The following is a 20,611-nucleotide window of genomic DNA, read 5'->3' on the forward strand; positions in this document are numbered from 1 at the left end:
AGAGGTGGAACATTGTGAATATTTCAATCATCACGGTCGGTAAGCTGAAAGAAAAATACTTAAAACAAGGCATCGATGAATACCTCAAGCGTCTTTCAGCCTACGCCAAAGTTGACATCATCGAACTCCCCGACGAAAAAGCCCCCGAAGTATTGAGCGAAAACGAAATGCAGCAAGTCAAAGCAAAAGAAGGCGATCGCATCCTCGCCAAAATCCAGGCCGATGCGCACGTCATTGCCCTTGCTATCGAGGGGAAAATGAAAACTTCTGAGGAGCTGGCTGAGAGGCTGGATCATCTTGCTACATACGGGAAAAGTAAGGTGGTTTTTGTGATTGGTGGATCATTGGGATTGAGTGAGGATGTAATGAAGCGGGCTGATGAGAGTTTGTCTTTTTCGAAAATGACATTTCCGCATCAGTTGATGAGGTTGATATTGGTGGAGCAGGTTTATAGGGCATTTAGGATTAATAGGGGGGAACCGTACCATAAATGAATGAGGTTTCTATGGTAAAATGCGAATGGAGCCTATGAAAAGGTAATTTACCTTGCATAGGCTTAAATATTTTTAGGGTCAATTTTGGAGTGACTTACTTTCATAAAGACAAAAATCTTCATTTATCTTTATTATAATTGTAATCAACAATTTTAAAATTAATAAGTAATTTTTATAGTTTATATCTTCATTGCTATTTGCAGCATTGCCTAATCTACCGTGTGCATATTTATTTCTTAATTGAGGACCATTTTGAAATTTACTGTTGTTCAAGTAGTAATCAAACATATCTTGTTCAGACTTTGAAAAAAGAGATGATTCGAATACTACTAAATTTTCTTGATGCATTAACTTTACTTCCGCTTGTAACATATCAGATAATCTATACATACTAATTACATTATAATGATAAAGTTCATATAATATTTTTATTCTGGCGGGATTTTTCCACATTAAAAATCCATCATTAATAGATATATAATCACTATCTATAAGATATTGAAGCTCTGTTCTTTGATAATCTTTAAATTCATCTATATGCACTTTATGCTTTACTAACAAATCATAAAATGTTGCACTATCTTTCCCTGGATTTTCTAAATATCCAAGAAGTGTTTGGTCTGAAAAAAGATGATAAAAAATTGGATTTAATATATCTTTCTTATAAATATATTTATTTTTTATTAAGCTAGGAACTTGGTTGAGTGGTAGTCCGCTAGATGATAATGCTAACATTTCGTGATTAATCTCACCATAATCAACATAGCATTTAAACTGTTGTAAAACATATTCGATTTCCGGTAAAATATCTCTACATTTTTCCCTATAGGATGAGCCCTTAGAAGGAGCTGTAAAAACATAGTCTGACACAGTAAAATCTTCTTTAAGATAAACTTTAAAAAACCATTCAAGAACATCTTCTAATCTAACATTTTTTTTTTTTAAGAATGAATAATATAATGCCATTGAAGCATCTGATAAAGTTTCACTAATTTTGAAAGCTTCATTAACAGGATAGTCTCTCTTGGCTTTTAGTTGAATAACATCTAGAATTGATGTTCTAGTAGATATATTATTTACAAAATTAATTCTTCCATTACTATCGATAAACTCAAATATCCAAATAAAATTATTTAAAATAGTTTCAAACTCTAATTCCTGTTCTAAATAAGTTTGATCATATACTATCTCAAGCACTTTGCCGTCTAATTTATGCTGCACTAACTCAGGTGCATCTTTTTGAAACACAAATTTATACTCAAAAGATACACCTAAGCTATTGGAAAATAATTCCCTCTCAATGCTTTCTTTTCTTTTTTTAGCCTTCCATCTATGTTCATCTGTTACAGAAAATTCCTTTGTATTATGATTATTAATAATTAATTGTAAATAGCTAGTGTTCGCTTCTGTAGAATCAATATAATTAGTAATCAATGCATTCATCTCATCTTTTGATAGCGATTTAGGGAAATGTAACTGCTTTTTATTCGTTCTAGAATCTACGATATATTTATCGAATAATAATTCTGCATTAGATGGCCTTTCTAACAAAGAATGTTTTACCACTATTTCGTAATACTCCACAAGTTGTGGCTGTTGACATACTTGAGTGATTGAAAAAATATTTTTCGTCAGTATATTAGCAAAAATCTTCTCATCTATTCTCTCTCTCAAATGATATTGCACAAAGAGTTTTAAAAGGTCATCTTTATATTGCCAATGTAACGTTTCGACTAATAACTCAATATTCATTTCATTAATACTCGAAAAATAACGTGCAATGAAGCCTTTTATTATTTTGCAACGTGCTTTTAATTTTTCTTTATGTTCATCTGACCACTGACTAAAAAATACTTTATTATCAATGTAAAGTGTACAATTATACAATTCTAAAATATCATTAATTGAAGGCTCTATGTTTTCGTTAAAGTTTAATATTATTTTTTCCACCCTATTTAAATAACCACCAACAGCTAAGTCAGTTGTGCTAAAAAATTTTACCCGTTTCATACGTACATCTCCTTTAAAATCATAATTAAATCGTTAGTATATAATCCTAATTATAATGAATATAGATTTAAATAAGTGGTTTTTTGAATTCATAACAAGTTAAGTATAGCAACAAAAATGGTTAAAATTCCCAATAACGGTGTATGTAAAGTCTTAATTAAGGGTTCAATTAAACAAACTATAAAAATGAGACTTAAATGCCGTTTTCAGAGGATTTACAAGAAAAAATATTTGATTATGTGTATGGGCATCTACCAAGTGAGGAGTGGTATGATAAAAGGTTTTACACATTTATAAAGAATGACAATTTACGAGAAAGATTAATTATTGAATATAAAAATAGTCGTGTTATTTATAAAATTTTTGAGGGGCTACAAGCAAAAGATGAATTGTTATTAGCACAAATTAAAACTCAAGTAATTATGTATGTTTCTATTCAAGAAGCTGTAATAAATTATGGCCTTTTCGATATATTTGAAGCTAAAAGACCTGTGCAGGACCTTCTGTTTCAAAATAGAAATACTCAAATTATGATTCCGAGTCACAAAAAAGAGAAATTAGTAGAAGAGTTAATTCACGATGGAAAAGAAATTTTAACGTTTTATAAAGAAAAGAAGCCAGTGGATAAGACAAAGATACGATATGACCAAAAAGTTGAGGCTTGTTTTCGATTAAATTTAATTGATATTCAACTAAAAGAGGACCTAATAAAACTGTATAAATATCGTAACACGGTTCATATAGAATCAGAGCTAAAACAAAATTTGGACTATAATCTTGAAATGGGGAATTTAGCTTACAGAAGAGTTGAAGGACTAAGCATGCAATTGACTGAGAGTTTAAAAAACTTCATTTAGTTACATAACGGAGAATCTTATCATAAGTAACTGGAACAAGTCTCATTATCGTGTATTTAATCCTCAGGGTGAAATAATATACCCCTTAATCTAAGCCTATCCCATTGTTTGTGATTATTTCCGTCTAAATTAATCTAACATAAGCGATATAAAATATCATATAAAAGCTAGTACGATTTGTTTTTATTACACAATTTAGCAAGTATTTTAAAATTTAAAAATTTTTGTAGTATAATTGACATAATATGACTTTAAATAGTTTCTTAAAAAGGTAAAAAAGGAGGGGCTTAATACCCAATGTATCAAATTGAAGTGAAGCATGAAGGATTAAATAAGTATAGAGTAATTAAAGGATCAGATTCATACGTTGTTCAGAAGAAAGCAGAAATGCAAATAAAAGAGTGGGATGAAAAATGGGAAAAGAAACTAGTTTTAGATGCTAAAAATGAGGCACGCGAACAGGCGGCAAGAGAGAAGGAAGAGAAAAAGTCTTTAGCTATGCAACTAACAAATGAGGCTTTGGAACAATTAAAAATAATAGAAAATACATTGCAACATACTCTTGATATTGACGATAAAATTAATTGGGAAAGCCTCAAAGATAATTCAAAATTCAAAAAGAAAAAGCCTAAAATTCCTGCAATTATTAATGAACCAAATGAACCTAAAAAAGACGAGGAGATCTACAAACCAAAGTTAAGCTTTCTTGATAAGATAATTTCATCCAGGAAGCAAAAGAAAATTGAAGAAGCAAAAACTCTATTTGAATTAAGTCATGAAAAGTGGATAAAAGATTGCGAACAAGTAATAAGACAGAATGAAGAAAATAATGCTGAATATGAAAAACTACTACAAGAATGGGAAAACGAAGAACAACTATTTTTATCGGAACAAAGAGAAAAAAATAATGTAATTGATAAACAAAAAGCTATGTATAAGGAGAGGATTCCCTCAGCTATTATTGATTATTGTGATATGGTGTTATCAAATTCGGAATATCCTGATGACTTCCCTCAAGAATTTGACATTGAATATAATGCTGATACGAAGATGCTAATTGTAGAATATTCGTTGCCTTCTCCAGATCGTGTACCTTCTCTTAAAGAGGTGAAATATATACAAGCTAGAGATGAATTTAAGGAAGTCTCTCTTTCGAATGCAGCTAAAAATAAGATGTATGATACTTTGCTTTTTCAGATAACGTTACGAACAATACATGAATTGTATGAGTCGGATGATGTAGACGCTATTAATTCAATTGTTTTTAATGGGTGGGTAAACTCGATTGATAAGGCTACTGGTCAGGATGCAAACGCGTGTATATTATCTATTCAAACGATAAAAGAAGAGTTTATGAGCATAAATCTTTCGCAAGTGGATCCTAAACTATGTTTTAAAAATTTAAAAGGAGTTGGGAGTAGCAAATTACATAGCCTTTCTCCGATAGCTCCTATAATAAATATTAATCGAGAAGATGCTCGTTTCGTATCCTCTTATGATGTAGCTGATTCACTGGATGAATCGGTAAATTTAGCGGCTATGGATTGGCAGGACTTTGAACATTTAATTAGAGAACTTTTCGAAAAGGAATTTAATCAATCAGGTGGTGAAGTAAAAATAACTAGAGCTAGTAGAGATGGGGGAGTTGATGCGGTAGCGTTTGACCCTGACCCATTACGAGGAGGGAAAATTGTTATACAGGCTAAAAGATATACTAATGTAGTCGGAGTATCGGCTGTTCGCGACTTATATGGGACGGTACTTAATGAAGGGGCTACTAAAGGAATTATAGTATCTACTGCTGACTATGGGCCTGATGCATATAGCTTTGCAAAAGACAAACCACTTACATTATTAAATGGAAACAATCTTTTACATTTATTACATAAACATGGACATAAAGCCAAAATTGATATAAAGGAAGCGAAAAAAGTACTTCTTGATGATTAATGATACTTATTAACAAGGCTATCGAGATGGTGGGGCTTTGTTTCGTGCAAATTAATCGCTACAATCAAACATATACCAATGAAAATAAAACATAGAACCTTGATCAATCTATTGATTGAAGGTTCTTTTTAAATTCGCAGTTTTAGAGAGGATACGGAGAACCTTATCATATGAGAACTGAATAAAGAATATCCCTTATATTTTTTACAATATCCTCCAAGTCAATAATAAATGTTACTATAAAGATAGGTATTTTTTACGGAGGAATTACAATGAAGAAAATATACGAAGAGGTTATACGTTTTAGGGACGAGCGAAAATGGGGTCCTGTACATAATGAAAAGGATTTAGCTTTGTCGATTGTATTAGAGGCATCTGAACTTCTTGAGAATTTTCAATGGAAAAGTAGTGAAGAGTCTGTTACTGACTCACGGCAAAATATTAAAGAAGAGATGGCTGATGTCCTTATTTATTTAATTCAATTGGCAGATAAGCTAGATGTAGACTTAGAAGAAGAGGTATTGCTTAAACTTGAAAAGAATGCGTTAAAATATCCTGTTCATCATGAGGAGGAGATAGAATTTGATCGTATACGAAGCAACGAAGAATGAATTTCTAGCTGACGTTTTTCAGGATGATTTGGTAAATAATATTTGTGCAAATTACACAGAGAAAATTGGGAAAATTAATGAACGTGAAGTGAGAGCATGGGATAATTCAATGCAATATATGTACCGTGTACTAGCTGATGAGGAAATTCCCAATAACGCGGGTGTTGCTATTGAGTTTAAGATTCCATATACATCTAAACGAGTGGACTTTTTAATTTCCGGTCGTGATAATCATGCAGATTCTGTAGTAATCGTTGAGCTGAAACAATGGGAATCTGTTGAAAAGGTAGAAGGAAAAGAAGCGATCGTCAAAACATTTATGAATAAAGGTATGATCGAAACTGCTCATCCCTCCTATCAAGCATGGTCCTATGCTGCATTGATAAAAGACTATAACGAAAATGTACAAAATGACCATATTGAATTATATCCGTGTGCCTATTTACATAATTACTTGAAAACGAGTCAAAATGATTCACTTACAGATCCAATATATAACTACTATAGAGAGCAAGCTCCTATTTTTGCTAAAGGAGATGCGCCAAATTTAAGAGATTTTATAAAGAAATATATTAAATACGGTGATGATAAAGAAAATCTTTATAAAATTGAAAATGGCCGTATTCGTCCCTCCAAATCTTTACAGGATTCTTTAAGCAGTATGTTAAAAGGTAATAAAGAATTTATTATGATTGATGATCAAAAAGTTGTGTATGAGAATGGGGTTGCACTTGCAAAACAAGCGACTAAAACAGGGCAAAAACACATTTTAATCGTAGAAGGCGGTCCGGGAACAGGGAAGTCTGTCCTTGCGATTAATTTACTTGTAGAGTTCACTCGCCGCGGGCTCGTTACACAATACGTTACAAAAAACTCAGCTCCACGAAATATTTATGCTACTAAACTCAAAGGAGATTTCCGAAAAACTAGAATTGATAATTTGTTTAAAGGCTCTGGCAGCTATACGAGCACACCAATTAATGAATTTGATGCCTTAATTGTTGATGAAGCCCATAGATTGAATGAAAAGTCAGGAATGTTTCAAAATATGGGTGAAAATCAAATTAAGGAAGTTATTCATTCTTCCCGACTCTCTATATTTTTTATCGATGAAAATCAACGTGTGACGTTAAAAGATATTGGCAGTATTGAGATGATAGAAAAGTTTGCAAGGGAACAAGATGCGATTGTTACAAAGACTGAACTCAGCTCTCAATTTCGCTGTGATGGTTCTGATGGATATATCGCATGGCTGGATGATGTGCTAGAAATCCGGGAGACGGCAAACTCTGATTATCTAGGTATTAATTATGATTTTCGTGTTTTTTCAGATCCTCTAGATCTACGCAATGAAATTGAGAAGTTAAACAAAGGTAAAAATAAATCAAGAGTTGTAGCTGGTTATTGCTGGGATTGGAAAAAGGATGGGAAGAACGACCCCTCTTATAATGATATTGTCCTTCCGGAATACAATTTTGGCATGAGCTGGAACCTAGGAAACACAGCAACATGGGCAATCGATGAAAAATCCGTACAGCAGGCGGGATGTATTCATACATGCCAAGGACTAGAATTTGATTACGCAGGTGTCATTATAGGAGACGACCTTATTTATCGAGATGGACAAGTTAAAACGGATCATTCAAAAAGAGCCAAGACAGACCAATCTTTAAGGGGTCTAAAGTCCATGTTAAAAGTAGAGCCAGAAAAGGCAGAAAAGCTAGCGGATGAAATCATTCGGAACACGTATCGAACCTTAATGACCCGTGGACAAAAGGGTTGCTTTATTTATTGTACTGACAAGGGATTAGAAGAGTATTTTCAAGAAAGGATTAGTCGTGCATCCTATATTTATGCTGAAAATGAACTTTTCAAACCTGCAGTGGCTGAATTGAAAGAGGATTATGATGCTAGATAACATGAAGTAATTCTCTTAACTATTTGTCAAGAAACTAGAGTGTTCGCAAATTTTGTTTTAAGATTAGGTTCTAGGGGATTAGGGGCATTAAAATGAATAAAGAATTGAATAATGCTCAACTTCTTTTTGATACTGGTGAAATGAGCAGAAAGCTAGAAAGATCCAGCCGAATTTAAACGATATTCTAAAAGATTTTATCCAAGAGTATAAGCTTGGGTGATACTCAAACAATTATAGAAAGTCTAGCGATATTAATAAGTGTACCCTTTGTAAAAGACATAAAAAAAGCCTAGGCATCTTCAAGAAGATGATCTCTGTATTGTAGAGGGTTCATCTTTTTTTATTTAAAAATTTAAAATAGTGTTGCAAGTTAAAAATAATAATGTACAATAGAAAATGTAATCGATTACAAGATGGCGGTGATTCCAGTGGCTAAGATAATTGATGTAGCAAAACATGCGAATGTTTCTACCGCAACCGTGTCCAGAGTATTAAGGAATCCTCATGCTGTTAAAGAAGTGACCCGAAATAGAGTGCTAAAAAGCATTGAAGAATTAAACTATCAACCGAACATTTTAGCCAGGCAGTTAAGAAGAAATAAAACAAATACCATTTTAGTGGTAGTCCCTAATATCCTCAATACTGTCTTTTCTCATATTGTCAGTGGGATTGAATACACTGCAAGTCAAAACAACTATCGAGTGATTTTTGGGAATACAGGTAAAGTTGTCGCGAAAGAGTATGATTATTTAAATGTTCTCAAACAAAGACAGGTTGACGGAATGATCTTACTAACATGCGAAATAGATATCGTTACTTTAAATCAGATTGCAAGCGAATATTCTGTAGTAATGGTAAATGAATTTTATGAAAATCTTAATATGCCGATAGTTTCCATTGATAATAGAGAGAGTGGTAGAATGGCCACTGAACATTTAATCAAATTAGGACACAAAAAAATTGCCCATATTTCTGGTCCTATTACTCATTATCAAGCGAGGGAGCGTTTTTCTGGCTATAAAAAAGCACTTACTCAAGAAGGATTAGAACTGAATAATGAATTAATCGTAGAAGGAAAATATACATTGGAATCAGGCTATGAAAATATGATGAAAATATTAATTCCCAAAAAAGACTTTACAGCTCTATTTGCAGCAAATGATGCAATGGCAATCGGCGCAATGAAAGCTGCCAAGAAATTAGGTTATAAAATTCCTAGAGACCTAGCCATAGTTGGATTTGATAATATAAAAATGGCATCTATTTTTGAACCAGAACTCACTACACTTGCACAACCTATGAATGAATTAGGGCATAAATCCATGGAATTACTACTTGAAAGTATGGAAAATAAGCAAGTTGAGAAAAAAAGGGTCGTGTTGAAAACAGAGCTCATAATTAGAAAATCATGTGGGAGTTTTCTTCGGTCAAAAATGTAAAGGATTACATTTTGTTAAAAACTTGGATGATTGGTATTTATAAATCACTAGTTTACATATTCCAAAATTAAAATTGGAACCACTTACTTTATATAATCAAATATTACTTTATAAAAGGAGGCGTCAACATGAAAAGATTGTTAATTGGTTTCACACTGATATTTTTATTTTCATTAACCATAAGTGGTTGTGCTCCGGGAGGTGGCGGTTCTTCCCCTAGCTCAAAAAATTCAAGTTCTTCTAATAACAGTTCTGGTAAACAAACTTTAGAGTTTTGGTATATTGATCCAGGTGAAAAAGAAGCTGTCTATTTAGATGCTGTGAAAAGATTTGAAGAAAAACATCCAGATGTGGAGGTAAAAGCTTTACGAACCCCTAATGATGCATACAAGCAAAAACTAGTTGTAGCGATGTCAGGTGGTAATCCTCCAGATGTCTTCCATAGTTGGGGTGGCGGATGGTTAAAAGAATTTGTCGATCAAGGTAAAGTCCTAGATATAACAGAAAGTGTAGAAAATAACCATTTCAACGAACTTGCTTTAGATAATGGAACATTTGATGGCAAAGTGTATGGTTTACCATTAGGAATTTCACTGGATCTTGTTTTTTATAATAAAGATATTTTTAAAAAATATAATTTAACTCCTCCTGAAACATATGATGAATGGGTCAAAATCATCAAAGTGTTAAAACAAAATAATGTCATTCCAATCGCTTTAACCAATCAGACAAAATGGCCGGGTGCCTATTATTTAATGAATTTTGCCTCTCGTATTGGTGGACCGGATTTATTTAAAGAAGCTTTCACCCGCACAGGTAGAGGATTTAATGATGAAGCATATGTAGAGGCGGGAAGGTATATTCAGGAATTGGTAGAAATGGATGCATTTAACCCAGGATTTAATGGGGTTCCATATGATGAGGGGCAAGGAAGACAACTCTTATATTCAGAGCAAGCTGCTATGATGGATATGTCGATATCATTGATAAACAACGCAAGAGAAGAAGCACCAGACTTTGAAAAAAAGCTAGATTTCTTTGTATTTCCTAAGGTTGAAGGAGGAAAGGGAGATCTAAGTCATTTAGGTGCATCTACTGCTCCAGTATGGTCGATATCATCTAACAGCAAACAGCAAGAACTAGCAACAGAGCTGATAAAAGAATTAACAAGTGCTGAAACTGCAGCTGCATATACAAATAGGACAGGCTCATTATCTGCTATTCAAAATATTGAACCGGAAGATGACTTTATCAAAAGAATTTATACGATTGCCCAAGAAGCTTCGCACTTACAAATGCCTTATGACCAAACTTTACCCGCTGAGTTAGCAGAATTGCATAAAGATACAACCCAAGCTCTATTTGGACTATCTATGACTCCTGAGGAAGCAGCTGAAAAGATGGAAAATGAAGCAAAAGTTAACTTGGATGAATAATTTTTTATGCGGGGGGGGCCTTTCCCCCTTAATTTATTTCAAAGGGGGAAACTTTAATGGAACATTTAAGTGTTAATAACGCAACTATTGTAACGAGTAAATCAACAAAGAAAAAAGCAAAAAAAATGATGGATATATTAACAATTACCTTGTTTGTTTCCCCGGCATTAATTATTTATGGATTGTATGTTATTTATCCTATTTTAGCGACATTCAATTATAGCCTCTTTGATTGGCGAGGAGGAAATGAGAGTACATATGTAGGTTTACAAAATTACGTAAAACTTTTTCAAGACCCCATCTTTTGGTCATCTTTAATAAATAATATTTGGGTGACATTAACTTCGGTCTTTTTGCAAATTCCTATTGGTCTCATTATGGCCTTAATGTTATTTGCCCCTATTAGGGGAATAAGGTTTATGAGTAGTGTTTATTTTTTCCCTTATTTAATGTCTACAGTGGCAATTGGGCTATTGTGGGTTTATATGTACGATCCTATTAATGGGTCTATTAATCAATTATTAAATTTATTGGGGATTGAAAATATTGCATGGCTAAGCGATAAAAATACTGCGATGATTGCTATATTATTTGTAATTGTATGGAATTTTGCCCCGTTTTATATGATATTATTTCGAGCCGCTATTGTCGGCATTCCAGAGGAATTATACGAAGCTGCAGAAATTGATGGTGCTAACCCACTCCTTAGATTTTTCCATATTACATTACCTCTATTGATGCCAACAATTGTCACATCCTCTATATTAGCAATTGTAGGCTCATTGAAAGCATTCGATCTATTTTATGTCATGACCGGTGGTGGCCCCAACCATGCAACTGAATTGATGGGAACCTATATGTATAAGCAAGCATTCATTAATTTTAATATGGGATATGCAAGTTCGATTGCATTTGTTATGTTTTTGATCGCATTAATCGTAACAATCATCATTCAAATGCTAGATTTTTATAGACAGAAAAAAGGAGGTCTAACTCCATGAGAATATTTCGAAAAGGATCGCTTTATCTTTTTGCCCTTTTTCTATTATCAGTGTTAGGATATCCTTTTTTGTATATGATCTCAACAGCATTGAAATCACAACGTGACTTCTTTGAAAAACCTTTCTCAATGTTTACCTCTTTTAAGCTTGGTAATTTTATTGATGTTTTTAAAATGGGTTTAACAAATTATTTTGTAAATAGTATTATCGTGACTGTAGTATCTGTTGGGACAGTAGTATTAATAGCTTCATTAGCAAGCTATCCTCTCAGTAGAATGAATTTTAAATTTAATCGAGTATTGTTTCTATTATTTATCTCTGGAATGATGTTACCGATCCATGCAACATTAATTCCTATATTTAAATTATCAGAAAGTATGGGAATCTATGATACTTTACTTGCTTTAATAGGACCTTATATCGCTTTTAGTCTACCAATTTCCATATTTATATTGACTCAATTTATGAGAGATATACCAAAATCATTGGAAGAAGCAGCTAAAATAGATGGGTGTAACCATTTAGGGATATTTAGGCACGTAATTATGCCAATGTTAACACCAGCTTTAACGGCGGTCATTATTTATAACGCAATATCGTTATGGAATGAATTTGTATTTGCCCTTGTTCTAATCACTAGTCCAGAAAGCATGACTCTACCTCTTGGTTTACAAGCATTTAAAGGAGAATTTTCGGTCAATGTTCCCGGACTAATGGCAGCTCTAACATTAGCTAGCCTTCCCTTATTGGTTATCTATATATTTTCACAAGAAAAGGTTGTTAAAGGACTTACAGGTGGTGCTGTTAAGGGGTAATATAGCTTTGTGTCCGAAAGAGAAAACTTTTTAATCGCAAGCCTGTAATAATGGAGTGTAAGTTGCAAAAAATAATTAAGAATAGAAGCCTTTAGACTTTAGTCAATAGTTTAAAGGCTTTTGGCTTTTATAGTTTATTATTAATCTTCCGATGATAGAAGGGTTTTATTAAATATCTCATTTAGAAGCAATCACGGTGAACCTTACCATAAATAGAAGCAGTTTTTTTCATAAAATAAATGCTTGTCACCACCCGCTATTTGTCGATACCCTCGACATTATTCGGGGAGTGACAGGCACTGTTTTATCAATGGAACGAAATTTTAGGTGCGTGAACACTTGTCAGGGAGTTATGGTTCTTTAACCGGCTGATTTCTGCCTGGACGCCAAACTTTTGCCGACTGAACCGAGTGCTAGTGCAATTGAAATGGCGAACAACAAGTTGACAATGGCAAAGGACGTTCCGTCATGGAAAGCGACCTGCGCGACATCGAGAAGAGCCGAAACGATAATCAGCACGCCTACAAATGTTGGATATACTTTTGCCCGAATAACCGCGCTTCCTAGAAGAATGAACCCGATGAGGCAAAGCAGCATTCCGCCGAGCGGAAAAATTGCAAAGTTCGAATTGTAGATTGGGTCGATAACCTCCGGCGCCTGTTTCGCCAGTAGAGGAATAACTGAAACGAAGAAAGCAATCGTTGCCATTTTTAAAAAGATACCAACTAGATAAAGAAACAAACCAATTAGCCCCATTTTACCCCCACGTTCTCCCGATAGACGCAAATACATCGCAGGGAGCCCGATTAGAAGCAGCATGAATATAATGAAGCACAAACTGTAAAAGGTTACCCACTGTGGGCTTTGAAGTTCACTCATTGGGGCATTGAGGCTGGTGTCAACGAGAAATGGCCAAATTGATGCAACAAGGTTTAGTCCAACACTTAACAATAATATAATGCCGGAAAAACGATACAGACTTGCATTTGACATTGGTTTTCCCCCCATTATTATCATTAGTTTAAATATTCTTTAAGCCTTTGATACTGGGTCCGTAGCTCTATTAAATTGTATTCAAACCCGCCAGGATTTATGAAACTCCCGAATAATATCCAAGGAGGAATGAGGGGCATAATTCTGCTTTGTTGCACAAAGGTGACTTACTGGACACTGATGTTATGGGAGACCCTCGGCTTCGGATCACTTTATATTTTACTTATCGATGCAGCCCAGTTTTTTAATGGGGAAAAATTGTACTTGCAGTAGCATTTCCATCAATTGAAGCAAAGCTTAATTCGGGGGAAAATGGCTCAAAGTATTAATCGGCGACTTGTATGAAATTAACATGGGATGATATGGTGAAGAACTGTCCCTTAAACGGGTGCTGTGAACTGTATCATAAATAGAGACAGTTTTATAATATAGAAAAATGGATGTCCAAAAGCTTTTTTGGCATCCATTTTTCTAGGGAGCTTTGGAGGTAGTGTACAAAAGTTAAATATGAACAATTATCCATCATGCCCATATGTTTAAACTGACCTTTTGTGGGTAATTTGGGAATGGAAAACCTTAACAAATAGAATGACTACACAATAGGTACGAATATTGGAGGATATGGTCCGAATCTTCCTCTTGGTGCCTCTCCTACTTTTTAACAACTATTTTCCTTGCTTTACTGACATTCCCTGCTTTATCTGTTGCGGTTATAGCTAATATAGTACCTGCCTTTTGTTTGCTGATTTTCACCGTAAACGTTTTGTTTTTATTGACTGTGCCTTTAAATGTCTTGGAGCCTGCCTTTACTTTTATTGTTGCACCCGGTTCTGAAGTTCCTTTTACATTGCTGTCGCGGCTTGTGACCGTTTTAACCTTTGGCGGGGCCGGAGGAATGACATCTTTTACTTTTACCTTCACGGCCGCGCTGGAGCCGAGGCTGTTTCCCGCAGTAACATATAGTACCGTGTCGGCTTTTTGGGTGCTTATTTTGACCTCAAAGCCGCCGTTTGATTTCGTTGTACTTGTAAAGGTTTTCTTTCCGGCCTTTACAGTAATCTTTGCACCCGCCTCTGCTGTACCTTTCACTACCTTTGAAAGGTTGGTAACAGTATTTACCTTTGGCGGAAGTGGAGGCGTGTTGGCATTCATGACCTTTACAGGGAGACTCTTTTTATAGTAAATGCTGCCAACTCCCAATTGCCCGTCGATGTTCGAGCCCCAAGCCCATACCGTGCCGTCCGATTTTAATACCACTGTATGATCTTCGCCCGCCTCGGCCTGAACAACATTTGTGATTGGTACCTTTACAGGAAATAATGAATCGGTTGAGCTGTTATTCCCTAATTTTCCGTAATCATTTTCGCCCCAGCTATAGACTGCCCCACCGTTAGCGACGGCAACCGTGAAACCGTCTCCCCCGTCAAGCTGCCTGATTTGCCACAAAAAGCCGTCTCCGTTTATTCCCCTGATTTGTTCCGGTTTATTTTGGAGCAGATTATTTTTCGGAATGCCTAGCTGGCCCTTATCATTATAACCCCATGAATAGGCTGAATCGTCAGCTGCAACAGCGAGACTATGATAAGTGCCGCCTGAAACCTTTTTCGCTTTCGTAGTAAGCAATACTTTTGTTGGCAGTAAAATATTCCCAAAGCCGTTTCGTCCGTTGCCAATTTGGCCCCAATTATTATATCCCCATGCCCAAACGGTCCCATCACTCTTAACCGCTAAGGAATGGAAGCGGCCAGCGCCGATTGAAACCACCTTTGTCAGATTTTTTACTTTAGCAGGAGTTTCAAGCTCTGCCGGCGATGTCGTGCCAATGCCACCCTGGCCAAATGCATTATTTCCCCATACCCAAACCGTGCCGTCCTTTTTCAATGCCATTAAATGTTCATCCCCTGCAGCGATGGCCACCACATTATTTAAGTAAGGAATTTGTTGCGGATATGTCCTAGGCCCGTTAACAATGGCCATCGGATCACCCCATATCCAAACCGTGCCATCTTTTTTTAAGGCGAAGGAAATACTATATCCGGCGGCGATCTCCTTTACATTGTTGAGTCCTTTCACCTGTACAGGTTTAAAACGCACTTTGTTATCGCCAGTCCCCAACTGGCCGGATTCATTCCTGCCAAAGCTCCATACTGTTCCGTTCTTCTTCAAGACAAGCGTATGATTTCCGCCTCCGGCTACGGCCGTGTTGGGAATCCCTTTAATCGGCGTTACTTTTTTTACTAATACCTTTACTTGAATATTGACCTTAAAGCCTTTATATTCCGCAGTAATAGTTGTGTTCCCCGGCGCAATTCCAGTAATCTTCCCCTTTGAAACCACAGCGGTGGAAAGGTGTTTCGAGTACCAAAAGGCATCACCGGCTACCGACTTTTTTGTGTTATTTTTATATTCTGCCGTTAAGGGTACTGATTTTGACTCCCCGGCATAGATCGTTACATTCGGCTGTGATGTAAATACTCTAGCAATAGATGGATCTTTTTCCGGGTTATTTCCGTCTGATGGTTGGGCAGTTTCGGTAACAAAGGTGAATTTCACACTATTGGTTGAGATTTGGTCAATCCTTAGTTTTGCAAACTTGCCGTCACTCATTGGGAATAAATATATGCCGCCCGCTTTCAAATCACAAACCTTTTGCGGACCAAATAGATTCTCAGGAAATGTGATTTGACGTAAATCAACCTGCTGTTTCAAATCTTGTTTCGGAAGTTCCACAATCTTCGCTGCCCCAATATCGCTTTGATTCATGACAAAATCAGCTTTGGTTTTGTCCTTTGTGATGGTCATTGATACAATGTCAAAGCCGCCGTCCTTTAAAACATCCCCGCTCCACTCCAATGTGTATGGATGCAGCGGCTGATAAGTACCTGTCTTTTCTTCAGACCAGTACAAAATATCACCCGCAGCCTGCACATGGTGGAGCTGCAGCCAAGAGCCCAGCATATATAACACCAATACATACAAGAAAAACGCCCTTTTCTTCATGTCATATCCCCTCATCATTTTTTAAAATCCCAAACCATATGTTAGGCATGACAGATCAAAAGTCCTACAACTTAATGTATATTCCTAAACGGCTTTTTAAGAAGTCATTTTAAATTTGGTCATCTTCGGATTAGGGATTCTCCAAATAGACAATGGATTATATAACCAATTATTAATAAAATGGTACGGCTCGTTAAAAAAATATGTAGAAGGAGCTAATGCCGTACTTGCCAATTCTTAAAACAATTATTAAAAGGATTAGAAATTAATATAACTAAACCAAGGTATCAATAACACTTATCATGCTACAGATACCCGCATTTTCATTTATTAAGTTTTAAATAGGTACTTACTGTTTTTACATTTTTCTCCTTTGGATAACTTTTGTATAAATAACTGGATAAACGAATGGGGTCCCCAAAAAAGAATCTTTCATATTGAGTTTGTCTTGTACCAAATGAACTCATAGTGAGATCCCAAGCCAACCGGAATAGCTTTACCCGGTCCAAAGCATTTCTGTTCTCTCCTTGAAGATACATATCAAGATCTGATTTAAGTGAGTCGAAGTCATTTTCTGTAGGCAATGAAACAATCCCGCTAGCCGCTATTAATTGAATAATTTCACTAAAACGAGGGTAAATCCTCGGAAAAACGTTACTAGCCACTTGTAGAGGAACCAAACTTGGACGCATAATTCCCCATTCATCTAATTCTGCGTTATTTTCGGATTTCTCTAATAGTGCTTTCATTGTTTCAATACCAATAATAATTTCCGATAGTTTTTCTTGAATATGTTGATATTCATCAATATTAATGGTTTCGACAAGCAGCTGAGCTAAACCAAAGATAAATTCTATTTTTACAATTTGCCTTATGATTACTTGATGGTAGGCAAAAGGATAATAAGAGCTTTGTTCTTTGAAATCAGTAGCCATTTCAACATTGTCATAAAAAAATACTTTTTCCCACGGTACTAATACATGATCAAAGACAATAATTGAATCCATTTCTTCAAATCTTGAGCTTAAAGGATAATTGAAAGTAGATTCACCTCCAACAAAAGATTCCCTGCAAATAAACTTTAAACCATCAGTATCGGAGGGAATGGAAAAGGCAAATGCTTCATCGGGATTAAAAAAGGGTCTAGGAGCGGTATAAACCAAAACCTCATCTGTCAAACCTCCTTGCGTAGCAAGAAGACGTGCACCTTTTATAATAATTCCTTTTTTATTTTTCTTAATAACTCTTGCGGAAATTGGTTCATTTGAAAATCCTAAATTGATGTGCGAACGATTAACCTGTGGGGTAATGAATGTGTGTGTAAAAGATAGATCTTTTTCCATCGCTCTTTCATAAAGGGACTGAATGTTTTCTGGAAAGCAATGATCTTTCCCTGTTAAAATGGCAGCAGACGCTGCAAAACTCATAATAGTAGTATTCATATAATCAGGACTTCTTCCAAGCATTCCACAAGTGTGTCTCGCCCAATATTCAATCATTGTCCTTCTTCTTTTTAAATCAGTTTTCGTTTTAGGCTGCATGTACGAAAGCCCAATAGATTCGTTCTTATTAGTTAAATTGAATGTCATTTTATCTTTTAAGGAAGGATCATTTTGTAAATCATACAAAGAAGCGGTTGTTTGGATTATTCCTTTAAAGGCGGGATGTTCAGAGATCTTCCCTTTGATTTTTACTCCATCACACCAAAGGTTAATATCCAGCCGATTTAGCCGGTCAATATAATCTTTTCCACTTATCGATCCCATTTTATCACCCCTTATAAATTGGAATAGTGGTAGTTGGTTTATTGTATTTGAAAATGTTTAAGGTTATTCCGTTAATTATTTATCGGAACGTTTAGGATAGGAAGCCCGATTTCGTATCACTATAGGAGCTGTTTGATCAATTGGAACTATATGATGGGGATTTGCACTATATTTACCTACATCCGAATTGCTCAAGCAATTATTCGAGGTTTTTCCAACAGTAGGATATGGAGATTCACAATAGTTATAGAGCTATCGCTGTGACTGTTTCACTTGCTTCTTGAAGGCGTGCGGAAATAAGCCCCATCCCGTAATGGGCCTTCACTTCAAGGAAATGGTAATCAAATTATGCCTTGAAATCGTTTACGTTGATAAGGGTAAATGTTTTAATTATAATTAAATACTCGAAAGAGAAGGGATTTTCTATGTAAAAGACTCAGAATACATTCTAGTTGAATTGTAATTGTGAGTATAAAGTTAGGAGGAGTACTATGTTGTTACAAGAGAAAGTTGCATTAATTACAGGCGCTGCGTCAGGACTAGGTAGAGCCCAAGCAATTGAATATGCAAAAGAAGGTGCAAAGGTCATCCTTAGTGATGTGAATGCGGAAGGTTTAGCTGAAACAGAGAAACTAATTAAAGATAATAATGGAACTGTACTTAGTATTGTTGCTGACGTTTCTAAAAAAGAAGATGTTCATAGTATGATTAATAAAGCTCTTGAAGAGTTTGGAACCGTTGATATTTGTGTTAATAATGCAGCTATTTTGGCAGATTTTAAAGCATCTCTTGATATTACTGAAGAAGAATGGGATAAAATCATGGCTGTAAACGTTAAAGGTGTCTATTTACTCACAAATGAGATTTTGCCACATATGCTTGAAAAGGGGAAAGGAACATTTATTAATGTTGCTTCAATTGGGGGAACAATTGCTGGTGTTGGAGACGCAGCATATATTACTTCTAAGCACGCTGTTGTTGGATACACGAAACAGCTAACTTTCAATTATGCTAAAGACGGAATTCGCGCTGTTGCACTTTGTCCAGGATTAATCGATACTCCAATGGTCCAATATGCAATTGAACAAGACCGTCCTGAGGTTGTACGACAAATAGAATCTATTCCATCTAAACATATCGGTCGCTCTGAAGAAGTTGCATATTTTTCAGTATATTTAGCAAGTGACAAAGCTAAACATATTAACGGTGTTGAAATGAAAATTGATGGTGGACAATCCATTTCATAATTATTTTTTCTAATGATCTGAAATTCAATCTATTGAATAAATGCTAAATTACCAATGGTACTTTTTTAGGTCTAAAAAACGGTTTGACTTAAGTCAAACCGTTGAAAAATTGAATTTTAACAATTGTGAAGAACTGAGAAAACCAACCGTTTGATAAGGCGATCGATGTTTTTCAGTAGGCGTAAAAGTAATTAGGGATAATCTGTTGATATTTGGATTTAAAGCTGTGAAAAACGAGAAGAAACATCAAGATTCATCAGATCTACCTTAGTATTTTTGTGTTTTCAATGATGTCTCTTTGTACGGCTATACTAACCTTCATATTGCAGCTATCTCCAGAACTATATTCTTCCGCAATAACTGGGAATGACATAATTTCTACTCATTACCCTATGGAAAAATTAGAATACTATTGGAATACTTAATCTGCAATTTTTTCAACCTTGATAATCGTGTTTGTTGCATTTAAATAAGTGAAACGATACTTCTGCCCTGTATAGATTAAAAAATCCTCAAAAAAGAGAGTCATTTGGCCTTCACCGGTTTCAATCAGTACAATCCTAGACGGATAAGATCCTCTTTTTATATCCGTAACTAATAAGTCTTTGACTTCCCATTCGCCATTTGTATAATCTTTCATAGTCTGAATTGACTTTTCTGCTTCAGTAACACCGAAGATCAATAAAAATATGGTAATTATTAAGGTAATGATCCCACCAAATGCGAATTTGATGACCGATGATTTTTTGATTCTCTGAGGATTAAAAATGGTTATCACAAAGATGAAATACAGGAAAAACAAACAGAATGTCAAAGCAGTGGCAAACAAAAAGGACGTTCCAATGAAGTCAAGGATGAACGCTGTATAAAGATCGGTCACAAACCTATTCGATGCAATAAAAGTGCTTCCTATTATAACCAAAACAATGATAATTATTAAAAAGCGAAAAATGCTTCGTAGTCGTTTTTCGTTCTGTTCTTTATTTAACTTGAATGATTTCCTCATAAACATTAACCTCTCACTTGCCAATTTCATTGGTATGGACATTGCCAATAAACTTACCTATTTGATAG

At 35.1% G+C, this 20,611-nt stretch carries 15 protein-coding genes; 10 read left to right on the forward strand and 5 right to left on the reverse strand.

What is annotated here, in order from left to right:
• Positions 1–14 precede the first annotated feature (14 nt).
• Positions 15–494, forward strand: a complete 480-nt coding sequence (gene rlmH / locus KHA88_RS09565; RefSeq protein WP_213121773.1) for a 23S rRNA (pseudouridine(1915)-N(3))-methyltransferase RlmH — start codon at positions 15–17, stop codon at positions 492–494.
• 78 nt (positions 495–572) lie between these two features.
• Here rlmH and KHA88_RS09570 read toward each other — a convergent pair whose 3' ends face one another.
• Positions 573–2,504: a hypothetical protein gene (locus tag KHA88_RS09570; protein WP_213121774.1), complete on the reverse strand. Its 1,932-nt coding sequence runs from the start codon at positions 2,502–2,504 to the stop codon at positions 573–575.
• A 197-nt stretch (positions 2,505–2,701) separates the two neighbouring features.
• On the opposite strand from KHA88_RS09570, the gene KHA88_RS09575 reads away from it, so the two are divergent.
• From KHA88_RS09575 to KHA88_RS09610, 8 genes are all read left to right on the forward strand, one after another.
• Positions 2,702–3,361, forward strand: coding sequence for a hypothetical protein (locus KHA88_RS09575; protein ID WP_213121775.1), 660 nt, complete (start codon positions 2,702–2,704; stop codon positions 3,359–3,361).
• Positions 3,362–3,658: 297 nt separating this feature from the next.
• Positions 3,659–5,311, forward strand: a complete 1,653-nt coding sequence (locus KHA88_RS09580) for a restriction endonuclease (RefSeq protein ID WP_213121776.1) — start codon at positions 3,659–3,661, stop codon at positions 5,309–5,311.
• A gap of 272 nt (positions 5,312–5,583) precedes the next feature.
• Positions 5,584–5,922: a nucleotide pyrophosphohydrolase gene (locus KHA88_RS09585; RefSeq protein WP_213121777.1), complete on the forward strand. Its 339-nt coding sequence runs from the start codon at positions 5,584–5,586 to the stop codon at positions 5,920–5,922.
• Positions 5,894–7,840, forward strand: a complete 1,947-nt coding sequence (locus tag KHA88_RS09590; protein ID WP_213121778.1) for a DUF2075 domain-containing protein — start codon at positions 5,894–5,896, stop codon at positions 7,838–7,840. The genes KHA88_RS09585 and KHA88_RS09590 overlap by 29 nt, the downstream gene beginning before the upstream one ends.
• A gap of 428 nt (positions 7,841–8,268) precedes the next feature.
• On the forward strand, positions 8,269–9,279 hold the full coding sequence (locus tag KHA88_RS09595; protein WP_213121779.1) for a LacI family DNA-binding transcriptional regulator: 1,011 nt from the start codon (positions 8,269–8,271) through the stop codon (positions 9,277–9,279).
• A gap of 128 nt (positions 9,280–9,407) precedes the next feature.
• Positions 9,408–10,715: an extracellular solute-binding protein gene (locus KHA88_RS09600; RefSeq protein WP_213121780.1), complete on the forward strand. Its 1,308-nt coding sequence runs from the start codon at positions 9,408–9,410 to the stop codon at positions 10,713–10,715.
• Between the two features lie 56 nt (positions 10,716–10,771).
• Positions 10,772–11,716 (forward strand): carbohydrate ABC transporter permease, encoded by a 945-nt coding sequence (locus tag KHA88_RS09605; protein ID WP_213121781.1) that lies wholly within the window; start codon positions 10,772–10,774, stop codon positions 11,714–11,716.
• Positions 11,713–12,531: a carbohydrate ABC transporter permease gene (locus KHA88_RS09610; protein WP_213121782.1), complete on the forward strand. Its 819-nt coding sequence runs from the start codon at positions 11,713–11,715 to the stop codon at positions 12,529–12,531. Before KHA88_RS09605 ends, KHA88_RS09610 begins: the two co-directional genes overlap by 4 nt.
• A 360-nt stretch (positions 12,532–12,891) precedes the next feature.
• Here KHA88_RS09610 and KHA88_RS09615 read toward each other — a convergent pair whose 3' ends face one another.
• The 3 genes from KHA88_RS09615 to hpaB form a co-directional block, all read right to left on the reverse strand.
• Positions 12,892–13,524, reverse strand: coding sequence for a hypothetical protein (locus tag KHA88_RS09615; protein WP_213121783.1), 633 nt, complete (start codon positions 13,522–13,524; stop codon positions 12,892–12,894).
• Between the two features lie 651 nt (positions 13,525–14,175).
• The gene (locus KHA88_RS09620) at positions 14,176–16,524 is read right to left on the reverse strand and encodes an RCC1 domain-containing protein (RefSeq protein ID WP_213107499.1); all 2,349 of its coding nucleotides are present in this window, start codon (positions 16,522–16,524) and stop codon (positions 14,176–14,178) included.
• A 323-nt stretch (positions 16,525–16,847) separates the two neighbouring features.
• Positions 16,848–18,290, reverse strand: coding sequence for a 4-hydroxyphenylacetate 3-monooxygenase, oxygenase component (gene hpaB / locus KHA88_RS09625; RefSeq protein ID WP_213107500.1), 1,443 nt, complete (start codon positions 18,288–18,290; stop codon positions 16,848–16,850).
• Positions 18,291–18,781: 491 nt separating this feature from the next.
• Here hpaB and KHA88_RS09630 point away from each other — a divergent pair, with 491 nt between their 5' ends.
• Positions 18,782–19,537 (forward strand): SDR family NAD(P)-dependent oxidoreductase, encoded by a 756-nt coding sequence (locus tag KHA88_RS09630; protein WP_213098802.1) that lies wholly within the window; start codon positions 18,782–18,784, stop codon positions 19,535–19,537.
• Positions 19,538–19,958: 421 nt separating this feature from the next.
• Here KHA88_RS09630 and KHA88_RS09635 read toward each other — a convergent pair whose 3' ends face one another.
• Positions 19,959–20,417 carry a hypothetical protein gene (locus tag KHA88_RS09635; RefSeq protein ID WP_213098801.1) on the reverse strand — a complete coding sequence of 153 codons (459 nt, stop codon included), beginning with the start codon at positions 20,415–20,417 and terminating at the stop codon, positions 19,959–19,961.
• Between the last annotated feature and the right edge of the window lie 194 nt (positions 20,418–20,611).

It is taken from the genome of Lederbergia citrea (genome assembly GCF_018343525.1).
Lineage (GTDB): Bacteria > Bacillota > Bacilli > Bacillales > Bacillaceae_C > Lederbergia > Lederbergia citrea.

Coding starts and splice junctions, on each gene's coding strand:
- KHA88_RS09570 (WP_213121774.1), bottom strand. CDS start 2,504: ATGAAACGGGTAAAATTTTTTAGCACAACTGACTTAGCTGTTGGTGGT.
- KHA88_RS09575 (WP_213121775.1), top strand. CDS start 2,702: ATGCCGTTTTCAGAGGATTTACAAGAAAAAATATTTGATTATGTGTAT.
- KHA88_RS09580 (WP_213121776.1), top strand. CDS start 3,659: ATGTATCAAATTGAAGTGAAGCATGAAGGATTAAATAAGTATAGAGTA.
- KHA88_RS09585 (WP_213121777.1), top strand. CDS start 5,584: ATGAAGAAAATATACGAAGAGGTTATACGTTTTAGGGACGAGCGAAAA.
- KHA88_RS09600 (WP_213121780.1), top strand. CDS start 9,408: ATGAAAAGATTGTTAATTGGTTTCACACTGATATTTTTATTTTCATTA.
- KHA88_RS09605 (WP_213121781.1), top strand. CDS start 10,772: ATGGAACATTTAAGTGTTAATAACGCAACTATTGTAACGAGTAAATCA.
- KHA88_RS09610 (WP_213121782.1), top strand. CDS start 11,713: ATGAGAATATTTCGAAAAGGATCGCTTTATCTTTTTGCCCTTTTTCTA.
- KHA88_RS09615 (WP_213121783.1), bottom strand. CDS start 13,524: ATGTCAAATGCAAGTCTGTATCGTTTTTCCGGCATTATATTATTGTTA.
- KHA88_RS09620 (WP_213107499.1), bottom strand. CDS start 16,524: ATGAAGAAAAGGGCGTTTTTCTTGTATGTATTGGTGTTATATATGCTG.
- hpaB (WP_213107500.1), bottom strand. CDS start 18,290: ATGGGATCGATAAGTGGAAAAGATTATATTGACCGGCTAAATCGGCTG.
- KHA88_RS09630 (WP_213098802.1), top strand. CDS start 18,782: ATGTTGTTACAAGAGAAAGTTGCATTAATTACAGGCGCTGCGTCAGGA.